The sequence below is a fragment of the Enterococcus sp. DIV1090 genome, from assembly GCF_050537975.1.
Taxonomy (GTDB): Bacteria; Bacillota; Bacilli; order Lactobacillales; family Enterococcaceae; genus Enterococcus; species Enterococcus faecalis.
Genome location: NZ_CP172917.1, coordinates 541,547 through 558,059 on the forward strand (window position 1 = coordinate 541,547; position 16,513 = coordinate 558,059).

Annotated in this window: 15 protein-coding genes and 1 other annotated feature (1 of these 16 only partly in view); of the genes, 9 read left to right on the plus strand and 6 right to left on the minus strand. The window is 38.1% G+C overall.

Annotated features, from left to right (window positions below):
* Positions 1-125 precede the first annotated feature (125 nt).
* Both IGL48_RS02660 and IGL48_RS02665 read left to right on the plus strand, forming a co-directional pair.
* Positions 126-1,592: an MDR family MFS transporter gene (locus IGL48_RS02660; protein ID WP_048949526.1), complete on the plus strand. Its 1,467-nt coding sequence runs from the start codon at positions 126-128 to the stop codon at positions 1,590-1,592.
* A 38-nt stretch (positions 1,593-1,630) separates the two neighbouring features.
* Positions 1,631-2,422 (plus strand): alpha/beta hydrolase, encoded by a 792-nt coding sequence (locus IGL48_RS02665; RefSeq protein ID WP_282853292.1) that lies wholly within the window; start codon positions 1,631-1,633, stop codon positions 2,420-2,422.
* Positions 2,423-2,502: 80 nt separating this feature from the next.
* On the opposite strand, the gene IGL48_RS02670 is transcribed toward IGL48_RS02665, so the two are convergent.
* Positions 2,503-3,165 (minus strand): TetR/AcrR family transcriptional regulator, encoded by a 663-nt coding sequence (locus tag IGL48_RS02670; protein WP_002358755.1) that lies wholly within the window; start codon positions 3,163-3,165, stop codon positions 2,503-2,505.
* A gap of 253 nt (positions 3,166-3,418) precedes the next feature.
* On the opposite strand from IGL48_RS02670, the gene erfC reads away from it, so the two are divergent.
* The 6 genes from erfC (at position 3,419) to IGL48_RS02700 (ending at position 9,808) form a co-directional block, all read left to right on the plus strand.
* Positions 3,419-5,134 (plus strand): multidrug ABC transporter ATP-binding protein/permease ErfC, encoded by a 1,716-nt coding sequence (gene erfC, locus IGL48_RS02675; RefSeq protein ID WP_002355662.1) that lies wholly within the window; start codon positions 3,419-3,421, stop codon positions 5,132-5,134.
* Positions 5,134-6,903, plus strand: coding sequence for a multidrug ABC transporter ATP-binding protein/permease ErfD (erfD, locus tag IGL48_RS02680; RefSeq protein WP_002358756.1), 1,770 nt, complete (start codon positions 5,134-5,136; stop codon positions 6,901-6,903). The genes erfC and erfD overlap by 1 nt, the downstream gene beginning before the upstream one ends.
* Before the next feature lie 166 nt (positions 6,904-7,069).
* Entirely contained in the window at positions 7,070-7,249 is a 180-nt protein-coding gene (locus tag IGL48_RS02685) for a hypothetical protein (protein ID WP_239660141.1), read from the plus strand.
* A 62-nt stretch (positions 7,250-7,311) separates the two neighbouring features.
* The gene (locus IGL48_RS02690; protein WP_002355664.1) at positions 7,312-7,917 is read left to right on the plus strand and encodes a TetR/AcrR family transcriptional regulator; all 606 of its coding nucleotides are present in this window, start codon (positions 7,312-7,314) and stop codon (positions 7,915-7,917) included.
* Between the two features lie 138 nt (positions 7,918-8,055).
* The gene (locus tag IGL48_RS02695; RefSeq protein ID WP_048949527.1) at positions 8,056-9,135 is read left to right on the plus strand and encodes an ABC transporter permease; all 1,080 of its coding nucleotides are present in this window, start codon (positions 8,056-8,058) and stop codon (positions 9,133-9,135) included.
* A gap of 4 nt (positions 9,136-9,139) precedes the next feature.
* Positions 9,140-9,808, plus strand: coding sequence for an ABC transporter ATP-binding protein (locus IGL48_RS02700; protein ID WP_002363221.1), 669 nt, complete (start codon positions 9,140-9,142; stop codon positions 9,806-9,808).
* Positions 9,809-9,865: 57 nt separating this feature from the next.
* Here the strand turns inward: IGL48_RS02700 and IGL48_RS02705 are convergent, their stop codons facing one another.
* From IGL48_RS02705 to IGL48_RS02725, 5 genes are all read right to left on the minus strand, one after another.
* The gene (locus tag IGL48_RS02705; protein WP_002355667.1) at positions 9,866-10,429 is read right to left on the minus strand and encodes a class I SAM-dependent methyltransferase; all 564 of its coding nucleotides are present in this window, start codon (positions 10,427-10,429) and stop codon (positions 9,866-9,868) included.
* A complete protein-coding gene (locus IGL48_RS02710; RefSeq protein WP_010824435.1) occupies positions 10,429-11,397 on the minus strand; it encodes a TIGR01212 family radical SAM protein in 969 nt (322 codons plus the stop codon). Before IGL48_RS02710 ends, IGL48_RS02705 begins: the two co-directional genes overlap by 1 nt.
* Before the next feature lie 15 nt (positions 11,398-11,412).
* Positions 11,413-12,063, minus strand: a complete 651-nt coding sequence (locus IGL48_RS02715; protein WP_002355669.1) for a phosphatase PAP2 family protein — start codon at positions 12,061-12,063, stop codon at positions 11,413-11,415.
* Positions 12,064-12,234: 171 nt separating this feature from the next.
* On the minus strand, positions 12,235-13,260 hold the full coding sequence (locus IGL48_RS02720; RefSeq protein WP_002420084.1) for a DUF4097 family beta strand repeat-containing protein: 1,026 nt from the start codon (positions 13,258-13,260) through the stop codon (positions 12,235-12,237).
* Positions 13,260-13,919: a DUF1700 domain-containing protein gene (locus IGL48_RS02725; RefSeq protein ID WP_002381265.1), complete on the minus strand. Its 660-nt coding sequence runs from the start codon at positions 13,917-13,919 to the stop codon at positions 13,260-13,262. The genes IGL48_RS02720 and IGL48_RS02725 overlap by 1 nt, the downstream gene beginning before the upstream one ends.
* Before the next feature lie 316 nt (positions 13,920-14,235).
* Between IGL48_RS02725 and IGL48_RS02730 the strand changes: the two genes are divergently transcribed.
* Complete coding sequence (locus IGL48_RS02730) at positions 14,236-16,449, plus strand: autolysin (protein ID WP_048949528.1); 2,214 nt, start codon at positions 14,236-14,238, stop codon at positions 16,447-16,449.
* A 50-nt stretch (positions 16,450-16,499) separates the two neighbouring features.
* Positions 16,500-16,513, plus strand: a binding site (T-box leader); it runs 219 nt beyond the window's last position.

The following is a 16,513-nucleotide window of genomic DNA, read 5'->3' on the forward strand; positions in this document are numbered from 1 at the left end:
TTGTTTTTTTTGCAATAATTTTTTTATGAAAAAGCATTTTTTTAAGACATTTTGTTCTTTTTTGTATAGAATAGCTATGGAGCAATTTAGAAAATTGACAATTGAATAGAAAAGGATGTGAATAAATGGCAAAAGAAACAAATGTTAAGTTAGTCACGGTGAGTGTTTTTGTGGCAACATTTATGACAGCCATTGAAGGGACCATTGTGTCTACTGCGATGCCAACGATTGTCGGCTCGTTACATGGCATGGAAATTATGAACTGGGTATTTTCAATTTATTTATTAACGAATGCGATGTTAACACCGATTTATGGGAAACTTGCGGATAAAATTGGTCGTAAACCTGTCTTCATGATTGGCATTATCATTTTTATTTTGGGCTCCTCGTTGTGTGGCTTTGCTCAAGATATGTTGACCTTAATTATTGCCCGCGCAATTCAAGGTGTGGGGGCAGGCGCAATTTTACCAGTTGCATTAACGATTATTGCCGATATGTATACATTGGACAAGCGAGCGAAAATTTTAGGTTTAAACAGTGCCGCCTGGGGAATTGCTAGTATTTTTGGTCCGTTAGCAGGTGGTTTTATTGTAGATACAGTCGGTTGGCATTGGATTTTCTTCATTAATGTTCCTATTGGACTTGTTTTATTGGGCTTGATTAGTATTTTCTTAGTTGAACCAAAGCGGGAACGGACCAAGATGCCAATGGATATTTTGGGCAGCGTTACTTTGATGGCAGTGTTGCTAACGTTATTGCTAGGTTTTCAAATGATTAGCGATAATGGTTTTACATTAGTAACATTTGGTTGTTTGAGTTTGAGTGTGCTCTTTTTTGTAGCGTTTGTGATGATAGAAAAACGCGCGCAAGACCCAGTGATTGATTTGCATTTATTTAATCAACCAACGTTTGTTTTAGTAAATCTTATTGCAGCGCTTATTAGCGGTTTCTTAATGGGGATTGATGTCTACATTCCGATGTGGATGCAAGGTGTCTTAGGAAAAAGTGCAGGAATTGGTGGCTTAGTTTTAGCGCCTATGTCGTTACTTTGGATGGCTGGATCATTTATAGCAAGTAGCTTTATGGAAAAATATGCTATGAAAAAAGTCTTAACGATTGGGTTATCGATTCTATTAGTCGGGGCCATCTTTTTAGTGGTAATGCCAATGGCCGTTCCGTTTTGGCTTTTCTTTGTAGTGTCTTCTGTCTTAGGAGTTGGTTTTGGGATTACTATCACAACGACTACGGTGACAGCACAAAGTACAGTGGAGCCTGAAAAAATGGGGGTTGCAACATCGTTTAATACGTTGGTGCGTACAATTGGGCAGACTGTGATGGTGTCAATTTTTGGTGTGATTTTAAATGCAGGAATGTTTGCGAAATTGGAAGCGAGCGCGTTAAACGTCGATGCAGATGTCATGAATCAATTAGTGAATCCACATACTGCAAATTTAATTCCAGCTACGTTGTTAAAACCATTACGCGGTATCCTCTATGCAGGTCTGCATAATGTTTACTTAGTCGGTGCGGGCTTAGTTGTTGTCGCTCTTTTGTTAAATATTTTTGCAAAAGCGCAACGAGCGAAGGTTTAGTGGTACACTAATAGAAAGAGTATTGGAGGGAAAAGTAGATGGCCTTTTTACAAGCAAATATTTATTCAAATGTATTGGAAATGGAAGTGAATGTGAACGTAATTTTACCACAAGAAACGGTAAAAAAAGTGGGCACAAGTACCCAAGCAGCATTGACAGATATTCCCGTGTTGTATTTATTACATGGGATGGGAGGGAATCACAGTGTCTGGGCTCGCAGAACCTCTATTGAGCGGTATGTCGCTGATTTGGGGATTGCTGTCATTATGCCGTCCACGGATTTAGCTTGGTATACGGACACACAATACGATATGAACTATTGGACGTTTATCTCAGAAGAATTACCGAGAATTTGTCATCAACTCTTTCCACAGTTAAGTACAAAACGAGAAAAAAACTTTGCCGCTGGTTTGTCAATGGGTGGTTATGGCGCCTTGAAATTAGGATTAGCGAAACCAGAATCTTTTGCAGCCGTTGCTTCTTTGTCTGGGGCAGTTAGTTTATCATCCACTAGTTTTGGGGAATTATTAAAAGTCCGTAAGCGAAGCTATTGGGAAGGTATTTTTGGCCCGTTAGATCAAATTGAAGGTTCCATTCACGATCCGCTGTATTTATTACAACAATTAGTAGAAAGCCAAACAGAAATGCCCCAATTTTACCTTTGTTGTGGGGAGCAAGATATGTTACTTTCTGCTAATCAACAGATGGCTCAAGCGTTGGAACAGGCACAGGCAAGTTACACTTTTGAAACTGGACCAGGAGAACATGATTGGGTTTTCTGGGATGAATGGATTCAAAAAGCCTTGGCTTGGCTACCAATACCAAAATAGAGAAAGTAGTTTTCGCCATTTATTTTAAAAGTTAACCCTTGGTCCGTCAGTCATTTCGACTGACGGACCAAGGGCTTTTTTTATTTCGATGAAGAGGTGTTGTCTGCTTGCAACCCATCTAAGTAGGTTTTAACGGCTTGAATAAAGGCGGATTTTTGGTGGATGGAGTGTCGAAATTGAATGCTTTCCTCCATGTACGTTAACTCATTGTCGGAGACATATTGTTTCATGTGCAGCACTTGTTCTTTTAAATAGTCATCTCCGTTCAATACTTGCGAAACGAGCTGTTTTTCCTCCGTTGCGTCCATAATCATCCCAAATAAAAGATGTTGTAAAGACGTTACTGCTAAATGAGTCATTTCTGGTGAAAAACCTGCTTCTCTTAAAATGCCCATCATTTGATTCAAATGGCGTAATCGTTGGGGATAGGCAGGGACGGTTTGGATTTCGATAGCTACGGCACAGGGAAATTGTTGATAGAGATCATAATAGTTTTCCATGAAGGCTAGTAAGTCAGAATACCATTCACCACATAATGCAGGTTCTTGAAAGTGCTCTTCAATCGCTTCAGCCATACTTTGAAGTAAGGCTTGCTTATTTTTAAAATACCAATAAATTGCGGGCGCCTGTACACCAAGCTGTTTGGCGACTTTACGCATAGAAAGTTGTTCTAAAGTGGGACTTTTTTCTAACAAAGAAAATGCGGCTGCAATAATCGTGTCTTTTGATAATTTCGGTTCCATGATTTTAGCTCCTATTAAACGTTATCTTCGTAAGTTTATCAAAAAGAAGGTACACTTTATGATAGGAAAAACTTGTGAAAAATTAACTTGTTCGCTTGTATTTTACCACTAAAAATGGTAAATTATGAATCGGCCTTATTTTACAGTGTTAAATTGGTGAAGTCAATGAGCAAATTGATTTTTTTGTAATGGGGAAGAATTCGCAGACCAACACTGAAGAAGCAGGGAACTATTTTAAGAAAGTAGGGATAAGATGGACCTTATTATTCAACACGCCAAAAAATACAAAGGCTCGGTAGTTATTGCCTTGTTGGCGGTGATCGTAATGGTTGTCTCAGCACTTTGGCAACCAAAATTGTTACAACAAGTGTTGGAAGCAATTATGAATGACGATAGCGACAAAATGAAAAACTTAGGGATTCAATTAATTGCCATTGCAGGATTAGGACTCGTTGCAGGGGTTATTAATACAATTTTTTCTGCCAAAGTTGCCCAAGGTGTCAGTGCTGACATTCGTGAAGCAACTTTCCGCAAAATCCAAACCTTTTCATTTGGCAATATCGAAAAATTTTCAGCAGGTAACTTAGTTGTTCGTTTAACAAATGACGTTACTCAAATTCAAAATGTCATTATGATTGCGTTGCAGACACTTTTTAGAATTCCTTTTTTATTTATCGGGAGTTTTATTTTAGCGATGCTAACCTTGCCACAACTATGGTGGGTGATTGTTGCACTTGTCATCGCAGTTATTTTGATTTCTATGCTGTCCTTTTCGCAAATGGGCAAGCATTTCATGATTATTCAAAACTTGATTGATAAGATTAATGGTATTGCAAAAGAAAATTTGTTAGGCATTCGTGTCGTCAAATCATTTGTTCAAGAAAAAAATCAATTGTCACGTTTTACAAAAGTGAGTGAAGAATTAACCACCCATAACTTAATCGTAGGTAGCTTATTTGCTGTGATGATTCCAGCGTTTATGTTGGTGGCGAACTTAGCTGTTGTAGGCTCAATTTTCTTTGTGAGTAACTTAGTCAAGGACGATCCAACTTTAATCGGTGGTGTCGCTTCCTTTATGAACTATTTAATGCAAATCATGATGGCGATTATTATCGGCGGAATGATGATGATGATGACTTCTCGTGCCGCTGTTTCCATTAAGCGGATTAAAGAAGTGATGGAAACAGAACCAGATGTTACCTACAAAAAAGTCCCAGAACAAGAGTTAATTGGTAGTGTTGAGTTTGATCACGTATCTTTCCGTTATCCTGGGGATGAAGAAGATACCTTGAAAGACATCTCTTTCTCTATTCAGCCAGGTGAAATGATTGGGATTGTGGGCGCAACTGGCGCTGGTAAATCTACATTGGCACAATTAATTCCACGTTTGTTTGATCCGACAGAAGGAAAGATTGAAGTTGGTGGTGTCGATTTACGAGAAGTGAACGAACACAGTTTACGAAAAACAGTTTCCTTTGTGTTGCAAAAAGCAATCCTGTTCTCTGGAACGATTGCGCAAAATCTACGCCATGGTAAACGTGACGCTTCTGAAGCGGACATGGAACGGGCTTCAGGCATCGCCCAAGCCAAGGAATTTATTGAAAAATTAGCAGAAGGTTATGATGCACCCGTCGAAGAACGGAGTAATAACTTTTCTGGTGGACAAAAACAACGGTTATCAATTACAAGAGGTGTGATTGGTGAACCTAAAATTTTGATTTTAGATGATAGTACCAGCGCGTTGGATGCTCGTTCGGAGCGGTTAGTCCGAGAAGCGTTGGATAAAGAGTTAAAAGAGACTACCACGATCGTTATTGCCCAAAAAATTTCTTCTGTTGTCCATGCAGATCGTATTTTAGTATTGGATAATGGACGTTTAGTCGGGGAAGGCACGCATGAAGAATTAGCAGCTACGAACCCCGTGTATCAAGAAATTTATGAAACTCAAAAAGGAAAGGAGGAAGCTTAATGACTGATTTAATAAAAGCTAGTAAATTTTTCTATCATTATTTAAAACGTTACAAAGTTTCTTTCCTCTTTATTTTCTTAGCAATTTTCGCAGCGACTTATTTACAAGTCAAAGCGCCGCAATTCGTTGGGGAAGCTATTCAGGAATTAGCGAAATATGCGGTTAATGTGATGCAAGGAAAAGACGATAAAAGTGCGTTCGTTTCTGTCATTTGGAAACTACTCATTTTTTATGTCTTAACTAGTGCCGCTAGTTTCATTTATAGTATTCTCTTTACACAAGTCGTGGGGAAATCGACAAACCGCATGCGGATTGGTTTGTTTAATAAATTAGAAAAATTGACGATTCGTTTCTTTGATTCTCATCAAGATGGTGAAATTTTAAGTCGTTTTACTAGTGATTTAGACAACATCCAAAACAGTTTAAACCAAGCGTTGCTACAAGTATTAACCAATATAGCCTTATTGGTTGGTGTCTTAATCATGATGTTCCGTCAAAATGTGGAACTAGCATGGGCCACAATTGCTTCTACGCCGATTGCGATTTTAATTGCGGTCTTTGTGATTAGCAAGGCGCGTAAATATGTCGATTTACAACAAGATGAAGTGGGTAAATTAAATGGCTATATGGATGAAAAAATTAGTGGGCAACGTGTGATTATCACCAATGGCTTACAAGAAGAAACCATTGACGGCTTTTTAGAGCAAAATGAAAAAGTTCGTGCAGCTACGTATAAAGGTCAAGTGTATTCAGGATTACTTTTCCCAATGATGCAAGGAATGTCATTAGTCAATACGGCGATTGTTATTTTCTTTGGTGGTTGGTTAGCAATCAATGGCTCTGTTGATCGTGCCGCTGCGTTAGGTTTAGTCGTTATGTTTGTCCAATATTCCCAACAATATTATCAACCATTGATGCAAATTTCTTCAGGTTATAGCATGATTCAATTAGCTGTTACAGGCGCTCGTCGTTTAAATGAGATGTTTGATGAACCAGATGAAATTCGTCCCGAAAATGGCGAAAAATTAGAAGAGATTAACAAAGCTGTGGCTTTAAATCATGTTGTTTTTGGCTATAATCCAGAAACGCCTGTGTTGAAAGATGTTTCTATTCATGTGGATAAAGGTGAAATGGTCGCTTTGGTCGGACCGACAGGCTCAGGAAAAACAACGATTATGAATTTAATGAATCGCTTTTATGATGTGAATGAAGGCGCCGTGACGTTTGATGGTGTGGACATTCGTGAAATGGATTTAGATAGCTTGCGTTCACATGTAGGCATTGTTTTGCAAGAGTCCGTTCTATTTTCAGGAACAATTCGTGAGAATATTGCTTTTGGTAAGCCAGAGGCCACGGATGAAGAAATTGTTCAAGCAGCGAAACAAGCGAATATCCATGAATTTATTGTAAATCTTGAGCAAGGCTACGATACTGAGATTACGGAAGAGAATAACCTTTTCAGTACGGGGCAAAAGCAATTAGTAAGTATTGCACGAACGATTATTACCAATCCAGAATTATTAATTTTGGATGAAGCAACAAGTAATGTTGATACAGTAACAGAAGCTAAAATCCAAAAAGCGATGGACGAAGCAATTAAAGGGCGCACCAGTTTTGTGATTGCCCATCGTTTGAAAACGATTCTAAATGCGGATCGGATTATTGTTTTACGAGACGGTGAAGTCATTGAAGAAGGCAACCACCATGAACTAGTTGAACAAGATGGATTCTATGCGGAACTTTATAAAAATCAATTTGTTTTTGAATAAGTCGAAAAAGAAGCAAAATGAGTCATTCTCATTTGCTTCTTTTTTTGCTATGCTAAATAGAAAAAGGAGATATATCAATGGGGAAAATGAGGAATGTACGGCAATTACGGCGCACGTTTTTGGTGCTAAATACTTTATTTGTACTGAGTGTATTCAGAGAGAATCGATGGAAAAATCAGTGCTGCTTTTTTGGTTGTTGGCTAATAGTTTTTTATCTGGACTGCAGTGGTTGATTTATTTTGGGGGCGAAAAAGGCTGGCTGATACATCTGCAGTGGTGGTATTATTGCGCGATTCTTCTCCAAATAGTAGACACATTGATTGTATATTTTTCGTTTTTTGTATAAAGGTCTCTCGTTTCTTGCCGGAGAATATGCTAAAATAAAAAGCAGCAGGGGGCGAGAAAACCATGGAAAAGCCAAATAAACGCAAAGCTGATTTAGAACGTACACGGCAAATTATTTTGTCTGTCGCTTCTGAATTATTCATGACAAAGGGGTTCAAAAATACCTCCACTCGTGAAATTGCTTTAAAAGCGAACATTACCCAACCGAATCTCTATCACCATTTTAAAAATAAAAAAGAACTGTATTTAGCTGTGATTGAAGAATTAACGTCCCGTGTTCAGGAAGAATTAGTCCCAATTGTTTCTGGAAATGCATCAGTAGAAGAAAAACTTTATCAATTAATCAAAGTTTTGTTAGATGAACATCCGACCAATCTTTTCTTAATGTTGAACGACATGTTTCAAGAAATGGGCCCTGATTACAATCGTACGCTGTATCAAATTTTCAAAAAAACCTATATCAATAATATTGCGGCTATTTTTGAAAGTGAACCTGAAACCAATTGCTTACAAGAGGGCATCAGTGTAGATGATGCAACTCGGTTTATTTTATATAACGTTAGTGCATTATTAAGTATTGAAAAAACGTACCAGCGAAAAACAGTGGATGACGATGTCAAAAAATTTATTCAATTTATGCTACATGGCGTTCTGAAAAGTCACAAATAAAAAATAGAGAAGCCCTGTTGAAAAACAGACTTCTCTATTTTTTTGTAAAATTCACTTATCAATCGATAAATAATTATTGATTTATCGATTGATAAGTGATATAGTTTATTTCGAAAAGAAGAAAGAGGTGAACCATTCATGTTTTTAGGATTTAATGAAATGAAGTATTCAAAAGGACGGTACGTCCTTGTAGTCTTGGTAATGGTCTTGATTGCTTGGTTAATTTTTATTTTGTCAGGTTTAGCGAACGGTTTAGCTCAAGGAAATCGTTTAGCCGTAGATCAATGGCAAGCGAATCAAGTGGTTTTATCAAAAGAGGCCAATAGTAATTTAAATGTATCAGTGTTAGATGAAAACGTGAAAGAAACGATTTCAGGAGGCAAAATTGCACCGATTGGTCAACAATCTTTAGCCATCCGCCCAGCAGATGATAAAAAGGCTGAATTAACGAATGTTAGCTTATTTGGGATTGAAAATGAAAGTTTTTTAATGCCAAAAGTGATTGAAGGAAACGCATTTACTGATAAAAATCAAGTGATTGCTTCAGAAACATTGAAAAATCAAGGATTTAAAATTGGCGACAAATTAACTGCAGGGAAATATGATGAGCAATTAGAAATTGTCGGCTTTATTTCTAAAAGTAGCTATAACATTGTGCCAGTTATTTACACTTCTCTGGATACTTGGCGGTCAATTAAATATGGTGACAATCCAGCAATGGCCAAAATGGTTAATGGTTTCATTGTTTGCAGCAAGGACAACGCGGAAGTTAAAACGACTAATAAAGACAGCCAAGTTCTTTCAATTTCAGATTTTATTGAAAAACTACCAGGATACAGCGCTCAAAACTTGACCTTGGATGGCATGATTTATTTCTTGATTGTGATTGCAGCGTTCATTATCGGTATTTTTATCTTTGTGATGACTTTACAGAAAACAGCAATGTTCGGTGTCTTAAAAGTTCAAGGGGTGCCGACTAGTTTCTTAGCAAAGGCAGTCATGCTACAAACCGCTTTATTGGCTGTTCTAGGAGTGGCGATTGGTCTTGCTTTAACGGGAATTACCGTGCTCTTTTTACCAGAAGCGATGCCTTATGCAACTAATGGACCACGCATGATTTTGTTTAGTGTACTATTGATTTTATCTGCATTAATTGGCGGGGCATTTTCAATTCGAACGATTGCTAAAATTGATCCGTTAATCGCGATTGGAGGTTAAAGACATGGCAAATGTTTTAGAAATGAAAAATATTTATAAAAAATATGGTGAAAAACATACAGAAGTGATCGCGTTAAAAGAATTATCTTTTGCGGTTCAGCCAGGTGAATTTGTCGCAGTAATTGGTCCTTCTGGTTCTGGTAAAAGTACCTTTTTAACGATTGCAGCTGGTTTACAGGCACCGACAAGTGGTGAAGTCATTGTTGGCGGGCAATCACTAAATAAGTTAACGAAGAAGCAACGTTTGGCGCAACGTTTTCAAAAAATCGGCTTTATTTTACAAAGCTCTAATTTGGTGCCATTCTTAACAGTGGAAGATCAATTTCACTTAATTGAAAAAGTTGATAAGTCACGTAAAAATAGTGAATTAAAAGAGCAATTGTTAGAGACGTTGGGTTTAAAAGAATTACGAAATAGTTATCCTCGTGATCTCTCTGGTGGGGAAAGACAACGGGTAGCCATTGCGTGTGCATTGTATCATGAGCCAGACGTAATTTTGGCAGATGAACCAACGGCTAGTTTAGATACAGAAAAGGCATTTGATGTTGTCCAATTACTAGCGAAAGAGGCCAAAGAGAAAGATAAAGGGATTATCATGGTGACACATGATGAGCGTTTGTTGAAATACTGTGATCGAGTGGTTCGTATTCGTGATGGTGAATTGACAGAGTAACAAAACAAATAAAAGAGAACATGATCAGATTGCTGGAGACAATCCGACCATGTTCTCTTATTTCTTTTCAATACAGAAAAGAACAGGTGGCTGATTTTTTTGATTGATAAACTCATAACGTAAGACACTGTAAACATCTTGTGGTAAGGCTTGCGTGTAATTCGTGACCAAATCAAGTTCCTCTGAACCACCTTCGTGGCCATAATAAACGACTAAAATAATGCGACTTCCTTTTACCAAATGAGGCAGTAACCCATCTAACGCCTGTTTAGTCGTAGCGGGTTTTGTAATAATTTCCTTATTACTTTTAGGTAAATAGCCTAAGTTAAAAATAGCGGCAGTGATTTCTGTTTCTTCATCTAGGACAGCATGAAGATGTTCATGTCCTAATGGAAATAACGTAGTTTGTGGGAGTAAATTAAGTTCTGTTAACTTTTGTTCTGTATTGATCAACGCTTCTTTTTGGATATCAAAGGCGAAAACTTCACCAGAAGGGCCAACCAGCTCTGCTAAGAATGCTGTATCATGACCATTTCCCATTGTTGCATCAATGACGAAGTCGCCAGGTTCCACTACTTCTTTTAAAAGTTGGTGACTAAAATGTAGGGCTGTTTGTAGCATTAATTGAAAACTTCCTTTCTTGAAATGACAGTATATTTTCCTTGATAACTGTTGCGGCGTTTCATTTCCGCATCAATCGCATTGAGGACTTCCCATTTTTTCAAGCTCCACATCGGTCCGATAATTGTTTCAAAGGGAGCATCGCCTGTCAAGCGATGAATAACAATTTCGGGTGGAATCATTTCTAACTGATCACAAATCACTGAAACATAGGCTTCTTTGCTCATCAATTGTAAGCGACCTTCATTATAATCCCGCATCATTTTGGTATTTGTCATTAAATGAAGTAAGTGCAGTTTAATCCCTTGGATATCTGAATCCTGAATAGTTCGCCGCACATTTTCGCGCATCATGGCAGGTGTTTCCCCAGGTAGCCCGTTAATTAAATGTGTACAGACCCGAATCCCGTGTTTCCGTAATTTAGCCACACCATCTAGATATGTTTGATAATCATGAGCGCGATTAATGGCAGCGCTAGTTTCCTCAAACGTGGTTTGCAAACCCAACTCTACCCATAAATAAAAGCGTTCGTTTAATTCAGCTAAATAGTTCACCACCTCATCAGGCAAACAATCAGGACGGGTACCAATGGATAAACCAACGACGCCTTTTTCATTGACTACTTGTTCAAACCGATGACGAATAACGTCAACGGGCGCATGTGTATTGGTGAAATTTTGGAAGTAAACAATGTATTGATCGACAGTTGGCCATTTTTGATGCATCAATTGGATTTCTTTTTGAAATTGAAGCGGCAGGGGATCGCTAGGTGCAACAATCATGTCGCCTGAGCCAGAAACACTACAGAACGTACAACCACCTTTGGCAACCGTCCCATCACGATTGGGGCAATCAAAGCCACCATCAATTGGCACTTTAAAAATCTTTTCACCAAACTGTTGACGAAGTGCATAGTTCCAAGTGTGATAGCGTTTATTTGGATCATCTGAATAAGGAAAAATTTGCATAATCAAGACTTCTTTCTAGCGTTGTTTGCTTTGAAATCGCCAAACAAAGCGTTTTTCTAAATAAATAGGGTAACTTAATAACAACCAAGCTAAACCAAGACAAAAACCACCTAAGATATCGCTAGGGAAATGGACACCTAAATAGATTCGACTAACCCCAATCATGAAAATCCCAATACCTAGTAAAATTTGCACACAAAGGCGGACCGTTTTATTTTTAATGAAAATTGGCAGAATCAATAAAATTGTGCCGTAGAACAAGGTGCTTCCGACAGCATGTCCGCTAGGAAAACTATACGTATGTTCAGTTACTAAATGCTCCAAAGTAGGACGTTGGCGCATAAAGAATAATTTTAATAAAGAATTACCTACGCCAGCAATTAAGGCAGTATTAATAAAGAGCCATAATGCTTCAGCATAATATTTCCAAACAATAAACAGAGCAATGACAACGATTGCTAAGATGATAATCGTCAATGAATTGGCAAATTTGGTGTACCAAATAAAAAAGTTATTTAGCTGTGGAAAAGGACGACGAACAAAGGAAGTAATCGTCTGATCAAAGCCTTTTAGCCAGGTTGGATAAAAACGAACAACATAGCCTAAAAACATAAATACTAAAAGAAAACAACTACCTGCAAATTGATAATAAAGTTTGTTTTTCATAAAAAATCCTTTCAAAATTTAATCGCAACAATCCGTATTATACCATCAAAAGAGTAAAAAATTAAAAGATAATTTCATTGCCTGATTTGGAGGGGATACAGATATTAAAAAAGTTCTGGCACCACAATCTCTCATTGTGGTGCCAGAACAGATGTTTTAACTGGCGCATGTTTATTGATTATCGTCGTCAGGAGTATCAACGGTAATATCGCCGAATTCGCTAGAAAGGTTAAACTCTGTATCCGCACGACCATTCTTATAAGATGTTCGCTCTTTGTTTAAAAGTTGAACATCGCCTAATTTTGATTCCCCTTTGATTGAAATGTTACGCAAAATTTCTCCAGAATTTACATAAATATCTCCATGGACAAGAGCGACAGTTAATTTTTTAGGCACAGCAGGCATGTCTAAAGAAAAATCACCATTTTCACTTGAAAAGTTAGCTTCTCCTTTGAAATCATAGACGCTAATATCGCCATCTGTCGTTGTTGCTTGGATGTTTCCACGAGCATTTTGCACTCGAATATCACCAGAAGTAGTCGTATTTTTGATTTCATCGAAATAGGCTGAATCCAACGTTATATCGCCGTCAGTGGTTTCAACTGTTGCTGTTTTAGCGGAAGTATCCGCTGAAAGGTAGATACCATCTGAAGAGTTAAGCGTCATTTTTTTGGCTTTAACGCCCGATAGACTAACATAAGAATTTGGTAGATTAGTTGTTAATTCGTCTACGTTAAAAGCATTCAATGAAACTTGTGAATGGGTTGAGCCATCAATCACTAACTTTTTCACGTTATTAGGAATCTGGACACTCACGTTCGGTGTGAGGTCATTAAAAATGCCAATATTAAAAAATGACAACTCGGGTTGGTTTTGTGTACGAGTGGTATTGATGGTTGCTGTTATTTTATTTTTTTCTTCTTTGACATCTAAGGTGCCTTCAGCTTTTGAATAAAAGGCATTATTCGGTGATCGTAATCCCATGTTGTTACTATCAGTTTTATAAATGGTATAAGGGCCTTTGCCTTTTAAGGATAAGTGAAGTTCTTCGCCTGCTTGTTTATTTTTTAGTGTATAACTTTCTTTTAGCGGCGTGACTGATTTTTCCGCTTGCTTGTAATAATAGACGGCGCCAGATCCACCAATTAGCATCGCTAAGACAGCAATGGATAAGAGAATCCCTGTTGTTTTTTTCATTAGATATCACCTCGTAAAACAGCAATGTTCCATTGGAAATAACGCTTAAAGACATGTGCTGAAAATTTTAAAATTGGTAGAAACAGTAACCAACCAATGATTGATGCACCAAATAAAAAGAGACTCATAGATAATTGGAAAAAGGAAGCGGCATTTGCTTGGGTAATAACACTATAAATACCATAAATTGGTGAAAATAAAGTTGCAGCTCCGGCAATGCCACAACCGACGTACATTAAGGCAATCCCTAAAATAACCCAAAACATGAAGAAAAAATTTAAACAGAAAATACCAAGCACTTGGAAAAATCGGGTTAGCGGCCGATGTTGTGGTCGTTGATAGTAAGGAGAATCATTATCATAGTAAAATTCAGATTCTTCTTCATAGGGATGATCATAAGCAGGTGTAGCCGCTGGAATTTCTTGCCAGCCATTATTTTCAATTTTTCGTTCCGTCAATTCAATGCCTTGTTCTTTTAAAATTTCTTCTGCGATAACCCGTGGTTTCCCCAATGATTTTGCCACTTGTTCTTCTGTTTCGCCTTCGGCAACACGAGCATCAAATAACGCCTTGTATTTCGCAAGAATAATAGCTTGATCTTTTGGATTTAACGCTTTTAAATAAATTTTCAGCTCAATAATAAAATGTTCTTTATTCATTCCGCTCCCTCTTTCTACACGATTCATTTCTCATCTTAAACTATAATTTCTTTTTGGGCGAATAACAAGAGGAATTAAAAAAATCAGACTAAGGTAAAGAAGCATCTACAACTAAAGTCGCAGTTTTTTTCCGAGTAGTAACAAGAGAGTAAATCCATGTTAAAAAACATTACTTCTTTACAATCTAGTTACAGTAATATGAAATTTTGTTGAAGTGTTTTTAATTAGCCAGAAAAAAAGGTATACTTGTTATAATAACAAAACTAAAAAATTACATTTACATATAAGTTAAAAAAGGAAAGTTGGGGACGTATCAATGAAGAAAGAATCAATGTCACGTATCGAAAGAAGGAAAGCACAACAAAGAAAGAAAACGCCAGTACAATGGAAGAAGAGCACTACTTTATTCAGCTCGGCGTTAATTGTTTCATCTGTAGGAACGCCCGTTGCGTTACTACCAGTGACTGCTGAGGCAACAGAAGAGCAGCCAACAAATGCGGAAGTTGCCCAAGCACCTACTACGGAAACTGGCTTAGTAGAGACACCAACAACAGAAACTACGCCAGGAACTGCGGAACAACCGACAACGGATTCGTCAACAACGACTGAATCGACAACTGAATCATCAACAGAAACACCAACAACACCAAGTACCGAGCAACCAACAGTTGATTCAACTACACCTGTGGAATCAGGAACGACTGATTCTTCAGTAGCAGAAATCACGCCAGTAGCTCCTTCAGCAACCGAGTCTGAAGCAGCGCCTGCGGTTACACCCGATGATGAAGTAAAAGTACCAGAAGCTAGAGTAGCTTCTGCGCAAACTTTTTCAGCGTTATCACCGACGCAAAGTCCTTCAGAATTTATTGCCGAGTTAGCTCGTTGTGCACAACCTATTGCGCAAGCCAATGATTTATATGCATCAGTGATGATGGCTCAAGCAATCGTTGAAAGTGGTTGGGGAGCAAGTACGCTATCTAAGGCACCAAACTATAACTTATTTGGGATTAAAGGCAGCTACAATGGACAATCTGTCTATATGGATACATGGGAATATTTAAACGGCAAATGGTTAGTGAAAAAAGAACCTTTCCGTAAATATCCTTCTTACATGGAATCATTCCAAGATAATGCGCACGTGCTAAAAACAACTTCTTTCCAAGCGGGCGTTTACTATTATGCTGGGGCTTGGAAAAGCAATACAAGCTCGTACCGCGATGCAACTGCTTGGTTAACAGGTCGTTATGCGACAGATCCTAGCTACAATGCTAAATTAAATAATGTCATTACCGCATATAACTTAACTCAATATGATACACCATCTTCTGGTGGAAATACTGGGGGCGGAACAGTTAACCCAGGAACAGGCGGTTCTAACAATCAATCAGGAACGAACACGTACTATACTGTAAAATCAGGAGATACCTTGAATAAAATTGCCGCGCAATATGGTGTGAGCGTTGCTAATTTACGCTCATGGAATGGCATCTCTGGCGATTTAATTTTCGTTGGTCAAAAACTCATCGTGAAAAAAGGTGCTTCAGGTAACACTGGTGGCTCAAACAACGGTGGCTCCAACAATAATCAATCAGGAACGAACACGTACTATACTGTAAAATCAGGGGATACCTTGAATAAAATTGCCGCCCAATATGGCGTGAGCGTTGCTAATTTACGCTCATGGAACGGCATCTCTGGCGATTTAATTTTCGTTGGTCAAAAGCTCATCGTGAAAAAAGGTGCTTCAGGTAACACTGGTGGCTCAGGCAACGGTGGCTCTAACAATAATCAATCAGGAACGAATACGTACTACACAATTAAATCAGGCGATACCTTGAACAAAATTGCCGCCCAATATGGCGTGAGTGTTGCTAATTTACGCTCATGGAATGGCATTTCTGGCGATTTAATCTTCGCTGGTCAAAAAATTATTGTGAAAAAAGGTACTTCAGGTAACACCGGTGGCTCAAGCAATGGTGGTTCTAACAATAATCAATCAGGTACGAATACGTACTACACGATTAAATCAGGCGATACCTTGAACAAAATTTCTGCACAATTCGGTGTTAGTGTGGCTAACTTACAAGCCTGGAATAACATCAGCGGTAGTTTGATTTTTGCTGGTCAAAAGATTATCGTGAAAAAAGGCGCCAACTCAGGTTCAACGAATACGAACAAGCCTACGAATAATGGTGGCGGTGCGACAACATCCTACACGATTAAATCAGGCGATACGTTGAATAAAATTTCTGCACAGTTTGGCGTGAGTGTCGCTAATCTACGTTCATGGAACGGGATCAAAGGCGATTTAATTTTTGCTGGTCAAACAATTATCGTGAAAAAAGGCGCTTCTGCAGGTGGCAATGCTTCTTCAACAAATAGTGCATCAGGCAAACGCCATACAGTTAAAAGCGGTGATTCACTTTGGGGCTTATCAATGCAATACGGAATCAGCATCCAAAAAATCAAACAATTAAATGGCTTAAGCGGGGATACAATTTATATTGGTCAAACTTTAAAAGTTGGTTAATTTAAGATTGAAAAAAATAGCTATCTTTGGTAACATGAGTCTTATAATAGAAAAAAACAATGAG